The organism is Halomonas sp. DP5N14-9, from assembly GCF_019802175.1.
Classification (GTDB): Bacteria; Pseudomonadota; Gammaproteobacteria; order Pseudomonadales; family Halomonadaceae; genus Halomonas; species Halomonas litopenaei.
Map to the genome: position 1 here is coordinate 263,028 of NZ_JAHVHR010000002.1, position 17,437 is coordinate 280,464.

The 17,437-nt window shown below is 63.5% G+C and carries 16 protein-coding genes; 3 read left to right on the forward strand and 13 right to left on the reverse strand.

Going from position 1 to position 17,437, the window contains the following annotated elements; translation table 11 throughout:
- Window positions 1–100: 100 nt before the first annotated feature.
- The 6 genes from KUW00_RS02730 to KUW00_RS02755 form a co-directional block, all read right to left on the reverse strand.
- Window positions 101–646, reverse strand: a complete 546-nt coding sequence (locus KUW00_RS02730; protein WP_222515607.1) for a DUF5943 domain-containing protein — start codon at window positions 644–646, stop codon at window positions 101–103.
- Between the two features lie 42 nt (window positions 647–688).
- On the reverse strand, window positions 689–1,702 hold the full coding sequence (locus KUW00_RS02735; protein WP_108448107.1) for a dipeptidase: 1,014 nt from the start codon (window positions 1,700–1,702) through the stop codon (window positions 689–691).
- A gap of 284 nt (window positions 1,703–1,986) precedes the next feature.
- A complete protein-coding gene (mtgA, locus tag KUW00_RS02740; protein ID WP_222568189.1) occupies window positions 1,987–2,685 on the reverse strand; it encodes a monofunctional biosynthetic peptidoglycan transglycosylase in 699 nt (232 codons plus the stop codon).
- A gap of 197 nt (window positions 2,686–2,882) precedes the next feature.
- Entirely contained in the window at window positions 2,883–3,998 is a 1,116-nt protein-coding gene (locus KUW00_RS02745; protein WP_045994991.1) for a GlxA family transcriptional regulator, read from the reverse strand.
- Window positions 3,999–4,573: 575 nt separating this feature from the next.
- Window positions 4,574–5,431, reverse strand: a complete 858-nt coding sequence (fghA, locus tag KUW00_RS02750) for an S-formylglutathione hydrolase (RefSeq protein ID WP_045994979.1) — start codon at window positions 5,429–5,431, stop codon at window positions 4,574–4,576.
- A gap of 209 nt (window positions 5,432–5,640) precedes the next feature.
- Window positions 5,641–6,750 (reverse strand): S-(hydroxymethyl)glutathione dehydrogenase/class III alcohol dehydrogenase, encoded by a 1,110-nt coding sequence (locus tag KUW00_RS02755; protein WP_045994980.1) that lies wholly within the window; start codon window positions 6,748–6,750, stop codon window positions 5,641–5,643.
- Between the two features lie 184 nt (window positions 6,751–6,934).
- On the opposite strand from KUW00_RS02755, the gene KUW00_RS02760 reads away from it, so the two are divergent.
- A complete protein-coding gene (locus tag KUW00_RS02760; RefSeq protein ID WP_222568190.1) occupies window positions 6,935–7,864 on the forward strand; it encodes a LysR family transcriptional regulator in 930 nt (309 codons plus the stop codon).
- A gap of 97 nt (window positions 7,865–7,961) precedes the next feature.
- On the opposite strand, the gene KUW00_RS02765 is transcribed toward KUW00_RS02760, so the two are convergent.
- From KUW00_RS02765 to KUW00_RS02795, 7 genes are all read right to left on the reverse strand, one after another.
- The gene (locus tag KUW00_RS02765) at window positions 7,962–8,705 is read right to left on the reverse strand and encodes a tetratricopeptide repeat protein (protein WP_222568191.1); all 744 of its coding nucleotides are present in this window, start codon (window positions 8,703–8,705) and stop codon (window positions 7,962–7,964) included.
- A 9-nt stretch (window positions 8,706–8,714) separates the two neighbouring features.
- Window positions 8,715–9,632 carry a branched-chain amino acid ABC transporter permease gene (locus tag KUW00_RS02770; protein WP_371931873.1) on the reverse strand — a complete coding sequence of 306 codons (918 nt, stop codon included), beginning with the start codon at window positions 9,630–9,632 and terminating at the stop codon, window positions 8,715–8,717.
- Window positions 9,633–9,702: 70 nt separating this feature from the next.
- A complete protein-coding gene (locus KUW00_RS02775; RefSeq protein ID WP_045991867.1) occupies window positions 9,703–10,590 on the reverse strand; it encodes a branched-chain amino acid ABC transporter permease in 888 nt (295 codons plus the stop codon).
- Window positions 10,591–10,660: 70 nt separating this feature from the next.
- The gene (locus KUW00_RS02780) at window positions 10,661–11,908 is read right to left on the reverse strand and encodes an ABC transporter substrate-binding protein (protein ID WP_045991866.1); all 1,248 of its coding nucleotides are present in this window, start codon (window positions 11,906–11,908) and stop codon (window positions 10,661–10,663) included.
- Window positions 11,909–12,047: 139 nt separating this feature from the next.
- Entirely contained in the window at window positions 12,048–12,800 is a 753-nt protein-coding gene (locus tag KUW00_RS02785; protein WP_045991865.1) for an ABC transporter ATP-binding protein, read from the reverse strand.
- Complete coding sequence (locus KUW00_RS02790; protein ID WP_124802746.1) at window positions 12,797–13,573, reverse strand: ABC transporter ATP-binding protein; 777 nt, start codon at window positions 13,571–13,573, stop codon at window positions 12,797–12,799. The genes KUW00_RS02785 and KUW00_RS02790 overlap by 4 nt, the downstream gene beginning before the upstream one ends.
- Window positions 13,574–13,908: 335 nt before the next feature.
- Complete coding sequence (locus KUW00_RS02795; protein WP_124802748.1) at window positions 13,909–15,288, reverse strand: L-serine ammonia-lyase; 1,380 nt, start codon at window positions 15,286–15,288, stop codon at window positions 13,909–13,911.
- A gap of 239 nt (window positions 15,289–15,527) precedes the next feature.
- Between KUW00_RS02795 and KUW00_RS02800 the strand changes: the two genes are divergently transcribed.
- The gene (locus KUW00_RS02800) at window positions 15,528–16,451 is read left to right on the forward strand and encodes a LysR substrate-binding domain-containing protein (RefSeq protein WP_124802750.1); all 924 of its coding nucleotides are present in this window, start codon (window positions 15,528–15,530) and stop codon (window positions 16,449–16,451) included.
- Window positions 16,452–16,630: 179 nt separating this feature from the next.
- Window positions 16,631–17,278 (forward strand): hypothetical protein, encoded by a 648-nt coding sequence (locus tag KUW00_RS02805; protein ID WP_108131340.1) that lies wholly within the window; start codon window positions 16,631–16,633, stop codon window positions 17,276–17,278.
- The last annotated feature ends 159 nt before the right edge of the window (window positions 17,279–17,437 follow it).

The following is a 17,437-nucleotide window of genomic DNA, read 5'->3' on the forward strand; positions in this document are numbered from 1 at the left end:
CCGACGGAGGTTGCTGGCTGAGCTTGCCGATGGGGTTGCTGAACAGGGTCACCCAACAGGGAGACCAGGGCGGCGCGCCGAATCGACGAGATAGCGCAGCTCAGCGAGACACGGTGGCGAGCGGCTGGACCTCGAAGCGGCCTACCTCGCAGCCTGGCTCGGCGGCGCTCTGGGTCTGCTCGGCACGGGTGCGAAGTGCCGACCCCGAGGCCGCCAGAATCTGGTCCATGGCACCGGCGAACCAGCCGGTGAACATGTACTCGACCCGGTAGCCGACCTTGCCCAGCTGGTAGACGAAGGCGCTGTGTTCCAGTCGCACCCGGGCGGTACCCGCCTCCAGGTCGATGGCCTCGGTGATGAAGCGGCCCCAGCCCCGCTGGGACAGACGCGTCATGTAGTGCTCGAACACCGCCTCGCCGGCCAGACCGTGCAACTCGGCCTCCTTCTCGCACCAGTGCCAGGCGCTCTTGTAGCCGGCGTGGTAGAGAATCTCGGCGTAAGCCTCGACGCCCAGCGCCTGCTCCACAGCGATATGGTTGTTGATAAAAAAGTGTCGCGGCACATACAGCATCGGCAGGGCGTCGGTGGTCCAGACACCGGTCTCGACGTCCACCTCTATGGGCAGTTCAGGCGCCATCTTGGTCACGGTCGACTCCTTGGCAGGCGGTATTGTTGTGGTGGTTATGTGCTATTCGCCCCAGACATCGGCCAGCACCCGTACCCAGTTCTCGCCCATGATCTTGCGCACCTGGGCCTCGCTGAGGCCGTGGCGCAACAGCGCTTCGGTGAGGTTGCCGAACTCGCCGATGGTGCGAATGCCCTTGGGATTGATGATCTCGCCAAAGGAGGTCAGGCGACGGGCGTAGCCCTTGTCGTGGGTCAGCCACTCGAAGAAGGCCTGGTCGTGGCCCTGGGTGAAGTCGGTGCCGATACCGATGGCGTCTTCGCCGACGATGTTCATCACGTAGACGATGGCCTCGACGTAGTCGTCGATGGTGGCGTTGACCCCGGCCCGCAGGAAGGGGGTGAACATGGTCACGCCGACGAAGCCGCCGTGGTCGGCGATGAACTTGAGTTCCTCGTCGGACTTGTTGCGCGGGTGTTCCTTGAGCCCGGAGGGCAGGCAGTGGGAGTAGCACACCGGCCTGGACGACTCGAGAATCACTTCGCGGGAGGTGTTGGCGCCAACGTGCGACAGGTCGCACATCACCCCGACCCGGTTCATCTCGGCGACGATCTCGCGACCGAAGCCGGACAGGCCACCGTCGCGCTCGTAGCAGCCGGTGCCCACCAGGTTCTGGGTGTTGTAGCAGAGCTGGACGATACCGACGCCGAGCTTCTTGAAGATCTCGACGTAGCCGATCTGGTCTTCAAAAGCATGGGCATTCTGAAAGCCGAAGATGATGCCGGTCTTGTCCTGCTGCTTGGCACGCCGGATGTCCGCGGTGGTGCGCACCGGCAGCACCAGGTCGCTGCACTCTTCCATCAGCGCGTTGGTGGCCACGATATTGTCCACCGTGGCCTGGAACCCCTCCCACACCGACACGGTGCAGTTGGCCGCCGACAGCCCACCACGGCGCATGTCCTCGAGAAGTTCGCGGCTCCACTTGGCGATGATCAGACCGTCGATCACCGTGGCCTCGCGGTGAAGCGCCCGGGCGTCGATGGCACCAGTTTCGGTTTGCGTCAGAGGGGAGTTCATCGCTGTTGTCCTTACCCGCTTCAGGGAGAGCGCCAGCGGCAAACGCTGGCGTTGTGCGGGCAGGATAGCGCCGCCCCGGGGGGCCACGACGCCTGATTGCGACGACGAGAATTCCAAAAACGTCACCGCCGTTCCGGCAGCGACAAAAGGCACCCGTGGGCAAAGGAAAGAAGCGAAACGACGCGCCTCAAAACACCGCGAAGACGTGCCGGAAGCAAAGGGGCGAAGAGGGAAAGAAGTGAATGGACAGAACCCAAAGGATCAAGGACTGCGACGCCTGCCGGCTACAGTTTCTCCAGGTAGCCAAGGCCCAGGTTATTCATCTGCCGCTGAATCCAGGCGGCGTGACGGGCGGTGCGCGGCCCCGGGTGCGAGGCGCTGCGCTCTCGCGGGTTGGGCAGTACCGCCGCCAGGCGGGCCGCCTGGGCGGCGCTCAGTTGGTTGGCACCGACGCCGAAGTAGTGGCGACTGGCGGCCTCCAGGCCAAAGACCCCCCGGTCGAATTCGACGATATTGAGATAGACCTCGAGGATGCGCTCCTTGGGCCACAGCAGTTCCATCAGGGTGGCGAACCAGGCCTCGAACACCTTGCGCACATAGTCCCGCCCGGTCCACAGAAACAGATTCTTGGCGGTCTGCTGGGTAATGGTGCTGGCCCCGCGCAGTGAGCCACCATTCATCGCGGACTCGATGGCGCGCTTCAACTCCACCAGGTCGAAGCCATGATGATCGGGGAAGCGCTGGTCTTCCGCCGCGATTACCGCCAGCTTGGCGTTGTCGGATAGTTCGTCCCAGGGACGCCAGCGCTGCTGGATGTCCAGCGGCTCGCCGGAGAACCAGGACGAGACCTCGCGCTCCAGGATCACCATGGAGCCGAACACCGGCACCACGCGAAACACCAGCACCAGCACCACTGACCCCAGCGCAAAGGCAAGGGTGGCGCGTAGCAGAAGTCGGCTGAGAGGGCGCCACCAGTTGCGCATGCATCGGGCTCGGTTGGAATCGATCCGGGGAGTATATCAAGGCCTTGGGTGGGGCGGGCAATCGCCGCTGTCAGCATTTTACCGGTGTGGCCAAAGGCCCTTCTGCCGATATCTGGCGTCCAGGCATGCCGAAGCCTGGTCCCAGGCCTCATCCAGCAATTCAGCCAGCGAAGGCGCATTTTTCAATACGCCCTTCGCTACTTGGGCAACACCTTGAAGCTGCCGTAGGTCGGCTCCCCGCGGGCTTCTTCCAACGCCGACAGCGCCCGGGATACCGGTTCGTCAGGGGCCGCCGCCAGCAGCGGGGATACGGTGCTACCGGCCACCACCGGCGAGAAGGCGCTCCAGCCCAGTCGCTCCTCCCGCGGCGGCAGGCCGAAGCACTCGCGGTAGCACTTGGAGAAGTGCGGGGTGGAGACGAAGCCACAGGCGGCGGCGATGTCGATGATCGACATCGAGGTCTGCTTCAACAGCTGACGGGCGCGATTGAGCCGCAGGCGCATGTAATAGCGCGACGGCGAGCAGTGCAGGTTGCGCTGGAACAGCCGTTCCAGCTGGCGCCGCGACAGGCTGACGTAGCGGGCCAGTTCGTCCAGGTCGATGGGCTCTTCAAGGTTGTTCTCCATCAGCGCGACGATCTCCTGCAGTCGCGGCTGGGTGGTGCCGAGCATATGCTTGAGCGGCACCCGCTGCTGGTCCTGCTCACCACGCACCCGGTCGCACACGAACATGTCGGAAATGCCCGCCGCCAGCTCGCGCCCATGGTCACGCCCGATCAGCGTCAGCATCATGTCCAGCGGCGCGGTGCCGCCGGAGCAGGTGAAACGGTCCCGGTCCATGGCGAAAAGTTTCGACGTCAGGCCGATGCCCGGGTAGGCCTCCTGCAGCGCTGCCTGGCACTCCCAATGGGTGCTGACCTCATAACCCTCGAGCAGCCCGGCCCGGGCCAGCGCCCAGGCGCCGGTACACACCGAGCCAAATCGCTTGAGGTGGCGTGCCTGGGCCTTCAGCCAGCTTACGTGGCCCTGGTGCACATGCCGGGTCGGCGCCACGCCGCCGCAGACCACGACCATGTCCAGCGACAGCGGCACCGTGATCGACGAGTCCGGCGTCACGGTCAGACCGTCGCTGGCCTGAAGCGGCGCACCATCCAGGCTCAGGGTGAACCATCGATAGAGTTCCTGGCCCGATAACTGGTTGGCCATGCGCAGCGGCTCGATGGCCGAGGCCAGCGAGATCAGGGTGAAATGCTCGAGCAGCAGAAAACCTACGGTCTGTGGCCCCTCGGGCCGGCTGGGCAGGGTCATGGTCATCTTCTCCACAGCGTCGGCCTCCTCGTCGCAAGCCACGAGGTACCGTCACGTCCATTTGTTGTTATCGCGACGTCGTAAACGGAACAGGACTCGCGCATGGTGTCGACACCCTCGACGTTGCCAGCGTCGCTACGGGTATCGCAGGCAGGAGCGTCCGTGCTTTTCTCCGACGACTTTACGCCTGGCGACTGAGTCTCGGCATCACAATAATCGCTATCGGCTGCCGCTTGACCAGTCGTCTCCGACAATGATGTCGCTGGTGACTATGACGAGGTCGCATCTGTCATCTGACAAGGCAAAGGATCGGCCATATTTCCCCATTCACGACAGGGCTATCTCTCCAGGCGACCCGGCGATGCCTTGCCGGGACACCGCCTTTGGCTCGCCAGCCAGCGCATGCCCCCGCCCGGACACGCCAAAACCCAGCACTCTCTTCTCCCACTCCATGGCCCGGAAGTTCAGGCCGCAGAAATTCTGGACCCAAGAATCAAGAGCCCAGAAACGCCACGGCCCCCGATGATCGGGGGCCGTGGTGGATACCTTGGAGGGTACTGCAGGTTGGCGAGAAGTCTCGCTCAGCGCTTGGCGTAGAGCTTCTCGGCGTGGTAGCGCAGGTGATCCTCGATAAAGGTCGCGATGAAGAAGTAGCTGTGGTCGTAGCCGGGCTGGCGACGCAGGATCAGCGGGTGATCGCGCTCGGCACAGACCGCCTCGAGCCGCTCTGGACACAACTGCTCATCGAGGAAGTCATCGGCGTCGCCCTGGTCGATGAACAACGGCTGACGTGAGGCGCCACGGGCCACCAGTTCACAGGCGTCGTACTGGGTCCACTTGCTGGAATCCTCGCCCAGATAGGCCGAGAAAGCCTTGCGCCCCCAGGGGCACTGGGTCGGGTTGACGATCGGCGAGAACGCCGACACCGAGCGGTAGTGCCCCGGCTTGCGCAGCGCCAGAATCAGGGCACCGTGGCCTCCCATGGAGTGACCACTGATGGACTCGCGACCGTTGAGCGGGAAGTGCTGACGAACCACCGAAGGCAGCTCTTCGGTGACGTAGTCGTACATCCGGTAGTGGGCCTTCCAAGGCTCCTGGGTGGCGTTGACGTAGAAGCCCGCCCCGGAGCCCAGATCATAGCTGTCGTGCTCACCCGGCAGGTCGGTCCCCCTGGGACTGGTGTCGGGGCAGAGGATGGCGATGCCCAGTTCCGCCGCCAGCCGATGGGCACCGGCCTTCTGCATGAAGTTTTCGTCGGTGCAGGTCAGCCCCGACAGCCACCACAGCAGCGGCACCTTTTCCGTCTCGGCCTGGGGCGGCAGATAGATGGCGAAGGTCATCTCGCAGTCCAGCGCCCGCGAATGATGACGATAGCGCTTGTGCCAGCCGCCGAAGCTGCGATTGGCGCTGACCAGTTCCAGATGTTCGCTCATGGACATGGCGACTTCCCCTCAACGATGAAGCCCCGAGGTCCGGGGCGGATAAAACGACGCGGTGCGTTCTGGCGGACGACGCGGCCGTCTGGCGGTGGGGCGAGCTGGCATCAATACTGCGCCAGCATTCGACTCACCGCCAATCGGCGCCCGCCTGGCCCATCGCTTGGGTCAGGCGGGCGTGGCCTCATCAGCGCCGTCTCGATGCTACCGGCTCAGTAATGCAGTACGGTGCGGATGCTCTCGCCGGCGTGAAGCAGGTCGAAGGCTTCGTTGATCTTCTCGAACTCCATGTTGTGGGTGATGAAGTCGTCGATGTTCAGCTCGCCCTTCATGTACTGCTCGACGTAGCCCGGCAGCTGGCTACGGCCCTTGACGCCACCGAAGGCGGAGCCCTTCCATACCCGACCGGTCACCAGCTGGAAAGGCCGGGTGGAGATCTCTTCGCCGGCGCCGGCGACACCGATGACGATCGACTCGCCCCAGCCCTTGTGACAGCACTCCAGCGCCGAGCGCATGACGTTGACGTTGCCGATGCACTCGAAGGAGTAGTCGACGCCGCCGTCGGTCAGGTCGACGATCACCTGCTGGATGGAATCGCTGTAGTCCTTCGGATTGACGAAGTCGGTGGCGCCAAACTGCTTGGCCAGCTCGAACTTGTCCGGATTCACGTCGATGGCGATGATACGACCGGCCTTGGCCATCACCGCACCCTGGATTACCGCAAGGCCGATGGCACCGAGACCGAACACAGCCACGGTGGCGCCCGGCTCGACCTTGGCGGTGTTCATCACCGCGCCGATCCCGGTGGTCACCCCGCAGCCGAGCAGGCAGATCTTGTCCAGCGGCGCTTCCTTGGACACCTTGGCCAGCGAGACCTCCGGCACCACGGTGTACTCGCTGAAGGTGGAAGTGCCCATATAGTGATAGAGCGGCTTGCCGTCCAGCGAGAAGCGCGTGGTGCCGTCAGGCATCTGGCCCTTGCCCTGGGTGGCACGGACCGAGCTGCACAGGTTGGTCTTGCCCGAACGGCAGAACTTGCACTCGCCGCACTCGGCCGTGTACAGCGGGATGACGTGGTCACCGGGCTTCAGGCTGGTGACGCCCTCCCCCACTTCTTCCACCACACCGGCACCCTCGTGACCCAGTACCGACGGAAACAGCCCCTCCGGGTCGGCTCCGGACAGGGTATAGGCGTCGGTGTGACAGACGCTGGTAGCGACCACCCTGACCAGCACTTCGCCGGCCTTGGGGCCTTCGACATCGATTTCGGTCAGGGTAAGCGGCTTGCCGGCTTCCAGGGCAATGGCGGCGCGAGACTTCATGGCAATCTCCTCGGATCGGGGGTTGCACGCCAGGCATGAACGACCAAGCCTGGCGCACTAACGTAAGGGGCACGGGTCATCCTGACCCGGTGGATGATGACCACAGTCTAGACCTCGCTACGGACTGGGATAAAGCACGCATTCGGCATAACATTGTTGCTGTCTCGCAACAATGGAGAGCGCCATGCATCCTTGGGCCGGCATTGAAGCCTTTATCGAGGTGGTGCGCCTGAAGTCCTTTGCCGCCGCCGCCCGACGCCTGGGTGTATCCAGCTCCCACGTCAGCCGACAGGTGGCCGCCCTGGAAAGCCGCCTCGATACGCCGCTTCTGTATCGCACCACCCGCCAGATAAGCCTGACCGAGGCCGGTCGGCTCTACTATCAACAATGCGAGGCACTGGTCGACGGCTTTCGCGAGGCCGACGCCGTGGTCAAGGACTTCGAGGCTCACCCCAGGGGCGAGCTGGCGCTGACCTGCGCCACCACCTTTGGCGAGCGCTACGTGGCGCCTCTGATCAATGACCTGTTGATCCAGTACCCCCAGCTCGGCGTGCGCCTGCACTTCACCAACCGCCAGGTGGACCTGATCGAGGAAGGCTTCGATATCGGCATCCGCATGGGCACGCTGGAGGACAGCACCATGATCGCCCGTCGTCTGGCCGATCGCCGCGAGTACGTGGTGGGCTCCCCCGACTACTTCCAGCGCTATTCGCAGCCCCACGCCCTGTCCGAGCTGAAGCATCACCGCTGTCTGCATGGCTCACGCGATCGCTGGCGCTTCGCCGTCGACGGCATTCCCCGGGAAGTGGCGATCAAGGGGCCCTGGCAGGGCAACTCCGGCCCGGCCCTGCTCGACGCCGTGCTGAAGGGCGTGGGCCTGGGTCAGCTTCCCGACTACTACGTCGAGCATCATCTGGCCCAGGGTGAGCTGGTCTCCGTGCTCGACACCTACCGCCACAGCGATACCGGCGTCTGGGCCGTCACCCCCCACCACCGCCACCGCTCCCCCAAGGTCCGCGTGGTCATCGACTACCTGGCCGAACACCTCGCAGAGCGCCTGCCACCGCGATACCGCGACAGGCGAGGCACAGACGAGCCAGCGCCATCCGACTAACCCCCAGCGACAAAAAGGCCCTCGACACGTTTTCGTATCGAGGGCCTTCGACATCTGGTCACCAAAAGCCTTGCCTCTTGTTGCCTGCCACCTGCGACTACTGAAAGGTCCCATCCTCCTGATACTCAAGCCCGTAGTAGCTGGGAACAAAGATATTGTGTTCTTCCTGCCACTGGCGAGAAAGTCGGATCGCCTCACGGATCTGCTCAGGGGTCATTTGTTCTTCAAGGCGGGCTTTGTCGGGGGCGCTGCCGGGGGAGAGAAGGTCGTAATATTTATAGGCTTGGACGAGATCTATGTCGGTACCGATACCTTTTTCATAAAATGCTGCCAGCCCTCTAAACCCTGATGTATCGCGGCCATAAGGCATATCCTCCGTCCTAGAAAACCAACGAAATGCCTCATCGTCATCTTTATCTACACCTCTTCCTTCGTGAAGAAACACTGCCACATTCGTTGCAGAAGTCCTATCTCCTTGCTCTGCAGCCAATAAAAACCATTCGAATGCTGCAGCTTCATCTTTATCCACCAAGTCACGTAAAGTTAGCCCCCTATATGCCACGCCCAATTGTCTTTGCGATCTAATAAAACCTAGCCTAGCTGAATCCAATAGATATCTTAATGCAACTCCTTTGTTTTTCTCGACGCCACCCCCGGTATAGTACATTCCAAACAGAACGTATCCCGCATCAACTGCACCCAACCTCCAGGCGTTCTCATTATATTTCACCATATCTTCAATATTTTTCTCCACATCAAAACCACGCACTCCACCCTGAGATAAAAATCCTGACAAAAAAAAGCCCGGCCTTGAGGCCGGGCAGCGGGAGAACAGCGGCAATCGCCGTGTCTATTTGAAGTTCTTGCGCACCATGTTCTGGATCTCGCCGACGATACCGCTGCGAAAGCTCAGGACGCAGAGCACGAAGATGGACCCCAGGATGACGCTGACCCAGTTGCCCAGCGGCGACTGCGCGAGCTGAGTCTGCAGGCTGACCACCAGGCCAGCGCCGACCAGCGGGCCGAACAGGGTGCCGACACCACCGACCAGGGTCATCAGGATGACCTCGCCGGACATGTGCCAGTGGGCATCGGTGAGCGAGGCAAGCTGGAACACCACCGTCTTGGTCGCGCCGGCAAGGCCAGCAAGCCCCGCCGAGATGACGAAGGCCACCAGCTTGTAGGCGTCGACGTTGTAGCCCAGTGACACCGCCCGTGGCTCGTTCTCGCGGATGGCCTTGAGCACCTGACCGAAGGGCGAGTGCACGGTGCGCTGGATGATGGCGAAGCCGATCACGAAGATCGCCAGCACCACGTAGTACATCGCCAGGTTGTCGGACAGATCGATCAGCCCCAGCAGCTTGCCCCGCGGCACACCGTGCAGGCCATCCTCGCCCCCGGTGAAGGGCGCCTGGATGTAGAAGAAGAACATCATCTGGGCCAGCGCCAGGGTCACCATGGCGAAGTAGATGCCCTGACGACGGATCGCCAGCGCCCCAAACAGGGTGCCGAGGATCACCGCCGCCAGGGTGCCGACGACGATCCCGAGTTCCGGCGTCAGGCCCGGATAGCTCGACAGCAGAAAGCCGGTGACGTAGCCCCCGGTGGCGAGAAAGGCGGCGTGGCCGAAGGACAACAGTCCGGCGAAGCCCAGCAGCAGGTTGAAGGCACAGGCGAACAGCGCGAAGCACAGCACCTTCATCAGGAACACCGGGTAGGCAAACAGCGGCGCGACCAGGGCGATGGCCAGCAACACGATCATCAGCATGCCCTGGCGTCGGCGCGCGGCGCGGGCCCGGGTCTGAGTCGGCGTCGGCGAAGTAGTGGTTGTGGACATCTCAGGCCTCCTTTCCAAACAGCCCGGCGGGCCTCAGCATCAGCACCATGATCATCACCAGGAAGATCACGGTGTTGGCTGCCTCCGGGTAGTACACCTTGGTCAGCCCCTCGATCAGCCCCATGGCAAGACCGGTCAGGATGGCACCGAGGATCGAGCCCATGCCGCCGATCACCACCACCGCGAAGACCACGATCAACAGACTCGAGCCCATGGTCGGTGACACCGGGTACAAGGGCGCGGCGAGTACCCCGGCGAAGGCCGCCAGGGCCACCCCGAAGCCGTAGGTCAGGGTGACCAGCAGCGGCACGTTGACGCCGAAGGCCTGCATCAAGGCGGGGTTCTCGGTGCCCGCCCGCAGGTAGGCGCCAAGCCGGGTTCGCTCGATGATGAACCAGGTGCCCAGGCATACCACCAGGGCCGCCACCAGCACCCAGCCGCGATAGGTCGGCAGGAACATGAAGGGCAGCTTGATGCCGCCGCTCAACGCCTCGGGAATCGGGTAGCTGGCCCCGGACACGCCGAACAGGTTGATCAGGCTACCCTCGAAGATCAGCGCCAGGCCGAAGGTCAGCAGCAGCCCATAGAGGTGATCCAGGTGGGCGATGCGCCGCAGCACCAGACGCTCGAGCAGAGCACCGAAGGCGCCGACCACCAGCGGCACCAGCAACAGCGCCAGCCAGTAGTTGATGCCCAGGTACTGAGCCCCGAGCAGTGCAGCAAAGGCACCCAGCATGTACTGGGCGCCGTGGGCGAAATTGACGATCTTCAGCAGACCGAAGATGACCGCCAGCCCCAGGCTGAGCAGCGCATAGAAGGCGCCGTTGATCAGCCCCAGCATCAGCTGGCCCATGAACACCGCCAGCGGTACGCCGAATATCATGGTCATGATGATTTCCCTTGAGCATCAGGCCGGGGCACCACCCTGGTGACCCCGGCGTAGATCGAGCGCGGGCGGCTCAGTTGACGAGCTTGCAGGAACTCTCGGACAGCGGACGGTAGGCCTCTTCGGCCGGGATCGTGGCCTGGATCTCGTAAAGGTCCCACTCGCCCTCGGAGTCGGCGGGAGCCTTCACCTCGGCCAGGTACATGTCATGCACCATGCGACCATCCTCGCGAATCTGGCCATTGCGAGCGAAGAAGTCGTTGATCGGCGCCTCGCCCAGCTTGGCCCTGACGGTGGCAGGATCGTCGGTGCCGGCGTCTTCCAGCGCCTTCAGGTACTGGGTGGTGCTGGAGTAGATGCCGGCCTGAACCATGGTCGGCATCTTGCCCACCCGCTCGAAGTAGCGCTCGGCCCACTCGCGGGACTCGTCATCCATGTCCCAGTACCAGCCGGTGGTCAACAACAGGCCCTGAGTCGTCTCCAGGCCCATGGCATGGACGTCGTTGAGGAAGATCAGCAGGCCGGCCAGCTGCTGGCCACTCTGGGTCAGGCCAAACTGGCTGGCCGTCTTGATCGCGTTGACGGTGTCGGAGCCGGCGTTGGCCAGACCGACGATCTTGGCGCCGGAGCCCTGGGCCTGAAGGATGTAGGAGGAGAAGTCGCTGGTCGGGAACGGATGGCGAACGCGATCGATGATCGTGCCACCGTTGTCGGTGACCACCTTTTCCACGTCGCTCTCGAGGGCATGACCGAAGGCGTAGTCGGCGGTGAGCATGAACCAGCTGTCGCCGCCCTGCTCGACCACCGCCTTGGCGGTACCGTTGGCCAGCGGATAGGTGTCATAGACGTAGTGAATATGGTTCGGGGTGCAGTGTTCGTTGGTGATGCTCGAGGCCGCCGAGCCGGAAATGATGGCCAGACCACCGGCCTCCTCCAGCACCTTGGTCACGGCGATGGACACCGAGGAGGCGACCATGCCGGCCACCAGGTCGACGTTCTGCTGGTCGACCCAGCCGCGCACGGTGTTGGCGCCCACGTCGGCGCTGTTGCGATCGTCGGCGCTGAACACCTCGATGGGGGCACCGGCGACTTCGCCGCCGAAGTCCTCTACCGCCATCTTCAGCGCTTCGAGGCCGCCGGGGCCGGCCAGGTCACGGTAGGTGCCGGACATGTCGGCCAGATAGCCGATACGCACCTCGCCATCGCTGATGGCATCCTGCGCCATGGCCGACGATGCCAGGCCCAGGCCGGTGGCGGCGGCGACCGCCAGGGCCAGGTGGCGGCGGGCAAGACGGGGGGAGGAAGCGTGTACCTTGGTCATGGGAGGCTCCTGGGGCCAGCGGCCCTTGTTGTTGTTGAATAGGTTGTTGTTTAGAAAGTGGTTGTTGAACGGCTACTGCCGGACATCTTGTGGTTGATGCAAAGGTCCTCTAAGGCCTGGAAGACAGCGGCCATGGACACTAGACCCCGAGCAGGCTGTTGAGGTGCTCACGACGAGCGTCCAGATCACGCGCCTCGATGGTCTCGATGATGCGACCGTGTTCCATCACGAAGTGGCGATCGGCCAGGGGCGCGGCGAAGCGGAAGTTCTGCTCCACCAGCACGATGGTCATGCCCCGAGACTTGAGGGTAATCAGCACCTCGGCGAGCTTCTGGTTGATGACCGGTGCCAGCCCCTCGGTGATCTCGTCGAGCAGCAGGATCTCGGCCCCGGTACGCAGGATGCGGGCCATCGCCAGCATTTGCTGCTCGCCGCCGGACAGCCGCGTCCCCTGACTGCGGCGCCGCTCGTAGAGGTTGGGGAACATGGCGTAGATGTCATCCAGGCTCATTCCGCCCGAGCGCACGGTGGGCGGCAGCAGCAGGTTCTCCTCGACGTCGAGACTGGCGAAGATGCCACGCTCCTCGGGGCAGTAGCCGACCCCCAGACGCGGGATGTGATGAGGCTTCATGGCCAGGGTCTCCTGGCCGTTGATCTTGATCGAGCCACTGCGCGAACCGACCATGTTCATGATGGTCTTCAGGGTGGTGCTGCGTCCGGCACCGTTGCGCCCCAGCAGGGTCACCAGCTCTCCCCGCTTCACGCGCAGCTCCACGCCATGCAGGATATGCGACTCGCCGTAGAAGGCGTTGACGTCCGCTAGACTGAGCGCTTCGTCGCCATGGGCGCCGACCGCCGGTGAAGCAGTTGGCCTGTCGAGAGTCTGGTTCATGCGCTGGCCTCCTCACCGACGCTGGCTTCACTGCCCATGTAGGCTTCACGCACCGCCGGATCGGCCGAGACGCTGGCATAGTCGCCTTCGGCCAGTACCGAGCCCCGGGCCAGCACGGTGATGCGATCACAAAGACGACTGACGACGCTCAGATTGTGCTCGACCATCAACACGGTACGCCCGGCAGAAACCCGCCGAATCAGCTCGACGATACGGTCGACGTCCTCGGCTCCCATGCCCTGGGTGGGCTCGTCGAGCAGCATCACGGTGGGCTCCAGCGCCAAGGTGGTGGCCACCTCCAGCGCACGCTTGCGTCCGTAGGGCAACTCCACGGTGAGGACATCGGCGACGTCGGCCAGTCCCACCTGCTCGAGCAGTTCCATGGCACGCTGGTTGAGTGGCTCCAGCGAGCGCTCTGACTTCCAGAAGTGGAAGGAGGTGCCGAGCTTGCGCTGCAGGGCCACACGCACGTTCTCGAGCGCGGTCATGTGGGCGAACACGGCGGATATCTGGAACGAACGCACCAGCCCCAGCCGCGCGATCTCGTTGGCCCGCATGCGGGTGATCGGCTTGCCGCGATAGAGGATCTCGCCGCGGGTCGGCGGAAGAAACTTGGTGAGCAGATTGAAGACCGTGGTCTTGCCGGCGCCGTTGGGGCCGATCAGGGCGTGGATATGCCCTTCCGTGATCTTGAGATCCACGCCGTCCACGGCGGTGAAGCCACGAAACGACTTGGTCAGGCCACGGGTCTCTAGCACGTACTGCTGGGTCATGTGGCGTCCTCTGCGGGACCGGGGTCCCTGGCTTGAGGTTGTTATGGTTGTTCGATGCCGCGATGGCGACGCTCTACTTTACGTTTACGTAAGCTAGAAGAGTCAAAGGCCCGACGCAATTGGCCAAGCGTTGAACAAGACCAAAGATGTATTCTCCGCATTTCAATAGGTTGCTTACGACAAACCGGCAACACCTTGGCCCCGCGAGGTTTTCCCCCTGAAAAGCACAAGGCCCCCGTCGCGCTGGCGCGACGGGGGCCTGAAAGAAGAGGCTCAAATGGTTCGGTCCTCGTCGAGCGACTGGTCAACCACCACGACCAGCGCCCGCGTCCTGCTCAGCACTCGATGGCGTTGACGGCGAGTCCACCCTTGGAGGTTTCCTTGTACTTCTCCTGCATGTCGGCGCCGGTGTCGCGCATGGTGCGGATGGCCTTGTCCAGCGAGATGAAGTGCTCACCATCACCGCGACAGGCCATCAGGGCGGCGTTGATGGCCTTGACCGAGGCAATCGCATTGCGCTCGATGCAGGGCACCTGGACCAGGCCTCCGACCGGATCGCAGGTCAGCCCCAGGTTGTGCTCGAGCCCAATCTCGGCGGCGTTCTCGACCTGGGGGACGCTGGCCCCCATGACTTCGGCGAGCCCGGCCGCGGCCATGGCGCAGGCCGAGCCCACCTCACCCTGACAGCCCACCTCGGCGCCGGAGATGGAAGCATTCTTCTTGCAAAGGATGCCGACGGCACCGGCGGTCAGCAGGAAGTTGACCACGTCCTTCTCACAGGCACCGGGCTGAAACTTCATGTAGTAGTGCAGCACGGCGGGAATGATCCCCGCGGCGCCATTGGTGGGCGCGGTGACCATCCGCCCACCGGCGGCATTTTCCTCGTTGACCGCCAGGGCGTAGACGTTGACCCAGTCCATCGCCGAAAACGTCGTGGCGATCAGTCCGGCGTCATCGCCCATCGCCTCGAGACGGCGATACAGCGACGCGGCGCGACGCTTGACGTTGAGCCCGCCAGGCAACACCCCTTCCCCCTCGACACCACGGTTGACGCAGGCCTGCATGGCTTGCCAGATATCCCACAGACCGGAGCGCACCTCGGCTTCGCTGCGCCAGGCCTTCTCGTTTTCCAGCATCAGCTCGCTGATGCTCATGCCATGCAGACGACACAGCGCCATCAGTTCCGCGCCACTATTGAAGTCATAAGGCAAGGGGGTGGTGTCGGAATCCAGCGCTCCGTCCCGGGCCTGGGCCTCGTCGACGACGAAGCCACCTCCGACCGAGTAGTAGGTCTCGCGCTTGACCTCCTCGCTGTGCCCCTTGGCCACCAGCGTCATGGCGTTGGGGTGATAGGGCAGGCTCTCCTCGTGCCACTTAAGGTCTCTGGCCCACAGGAAAGGCACCGCCACCTGACCACCGAGCAACAGGGTCTGGCTCTCGAGCAGCTCTTCGATGCAGGGGCCAACAACGGCCGGATCGATGCGGTCTGGACGCTCACCCATCAGTCCCATCACGCAGGCGCGATCGGTGGCGTGGCCCTTGCCGGTGGCCGACAGCGAACCGTAGAGGTGAATCTCGATCCCCGCGACGCGCTCCAGCAGGTCCTGCGACCGCAGCGCCTCGACGAAGTCGTAGGCGGCCTTCATCGGCCCCACGGTGTGGGAGCTGGACGGCCCGATCCCGATCTTGAACAGGTCGAATACGCTGATAGCCATGGCGCTGCCTCTTGTACGAATGACGCGAAGTGTGGGGCATGAGGGGCGGAGGTCCGAGACCTGCGAGGTCAATTTCGCTAAAGCGAGGGCTGCCGTTCCTCCGGGATATCGTTATGCTGGCTGCCATCGCTTCGATGGACAAGGCAGAATATCTTGCCTTCACTATAGCTCAGCTAAACCATACCTAAACCACCGCCATACCACGGCCAGACCATGACCTCTTGTCGGAACACATCGCAATGAGTCGACTGCTCAACGCCCAGACCCACGCCTGGCTGAAGGGTTTCGCCGTCAGCGCCCGCCACCTGTCCTTCACCCGAGCGGCGGAGGAACTGCACGTCACCACCGGCGCCGTCAGCCAGCAGATCAAGCAACTGGAGGACCGGCTGGGCTTCAAGCTGTTCCGGCGCCTGCCCCGTCGCCTGGAACTGACCGAAGAAGGCAAGCGCCTGGCCGCCGTGGTGGACGACGCCTACCAGGCGGTGGGACTCGAGGTGAGTCGCTTGCGCAGCGGGGTAATGAGCGGGGTCATCCGCCTGCGCTCGGTGCCCTCCTTCCTCAACAAGTGGCTGATGCCCCGCCTGCCGCGTCTGCAGGCCAGGTTTCCCGATATCGAACTGCATATCACCGCCGAGGACAGCAACATCTCGTTGCGTGACGGCGACTTTGACCTCGCACTCGACCTCAACGACGGCCACTATCCGGGACTTGCCATCACCCCGCTGATGCAGGAACGCATCTTCCCGGTCTGTTCACCCGGCCTGCTGAAGGGCCGCCCACCGCTCAGACGTCCCGAAGACCTGGCCTGGTACCCGCTGCTGCATGACATCACCGCCTGGCGCGGCAGCCAGGAGTATGGCGAGTGGCGCCACTACCTATCCGCCATCGGCGCCCCTTCGATCAATCTGGAGCGTGGCTACACCTTCAACCGCAATCACCTCACCATGGAGGCCGCCATCGCCGGCATGGGCGTGGCGATCGCCCGGGAAACACTGATCACCAGCGAGTTGAAGAGCGGCGCCCTGATCGCCCCCTTCCGTGCCCGCGTCGACAGTGGCAAGCAGTACGGCATCGTCCACGCGGCAGGCGCCACCGACGATCGCCGGGTCAAGGCCGTGCACGACTGGCTGGTGGAGGAGGCCGGCCGCAGCGCTAACCACTAGCCCCCGTGCCTGGACGAGCGGCCCTGACCAAGCCATTGGGCACCTGTCTTGCGCCTTACCTATGCTGTATAAGCATATGGCGAAGACTGGCGAAGAATCCTTCGGGATTCCCAGACACTCCCCCGGCTCGACGGGTATAATCACTTCCAGATACACCCCTTTTCTGGAGATTGAGAGGGATGCTCAATACCCCCCCTTCCATCACGCCTACCATCAGCTTTCGCGCGACCTGCGCCAGAGCCTTGCTCTATATCCTGATCATCGGCGCGATGATGCAGGGCGTGCTGTGGGAGACCGGCCTGCCCGAAAAGATTCGCTTCAGCGAAGTCGGTTTTACCGAGAGCATGCAGACGCTGTGGCTGCTGATCAGCTGCCTGTTGCTGATCTACGCCCGCCAGGTGCTGGGCGGCCTGCCACGGGTGACGCTATTGATGTTCGGCCTGCTCGGCGCCGCCCTGATTCGCGAGCAGGACGCCTTTCTCGACGCCTACGTCTTCGACGGCGCCTGGCAGACCCTGGTGACCCTGCTGCTGCTGCCCATTCTCTATTGCGTGCTTCGCCAGCGTCACGCCTTCGTACGCGAGTTCGAGGAGTTCGTCGAAAGCTTCGCCTTCGGCCTGTTTGCAGCAGGCTTCCTCTGCACCTTTGCCTTCTCGCGGCTCTACGGCCGCAGCGAGATGTGGGAGGCCCTGCTCGCCGAACGCTACGTCAGGGTATTCAAGGACGCCGCCGAAGAGGTCACGGAACTGTTCGGCTATACCCTGCTGATGTTCGCCATGGTCGAACTGGTGCTGTGGATCCGCCGGCGTCAGGCCAGAAGCCAATAGCTCGTGACCACCACAGCGTCGTGACACGACAACGCCCGCGGCCATCACCGCGGGCGTTGTCGTTTTCAGCCTTCGCTCGCCGGAAACGCTCGCGTGCGGCAGCGCTTCACCCTGATTCGATGACATGAAAAAACGCCCGTGGCTTTCGCCACGGGCGTC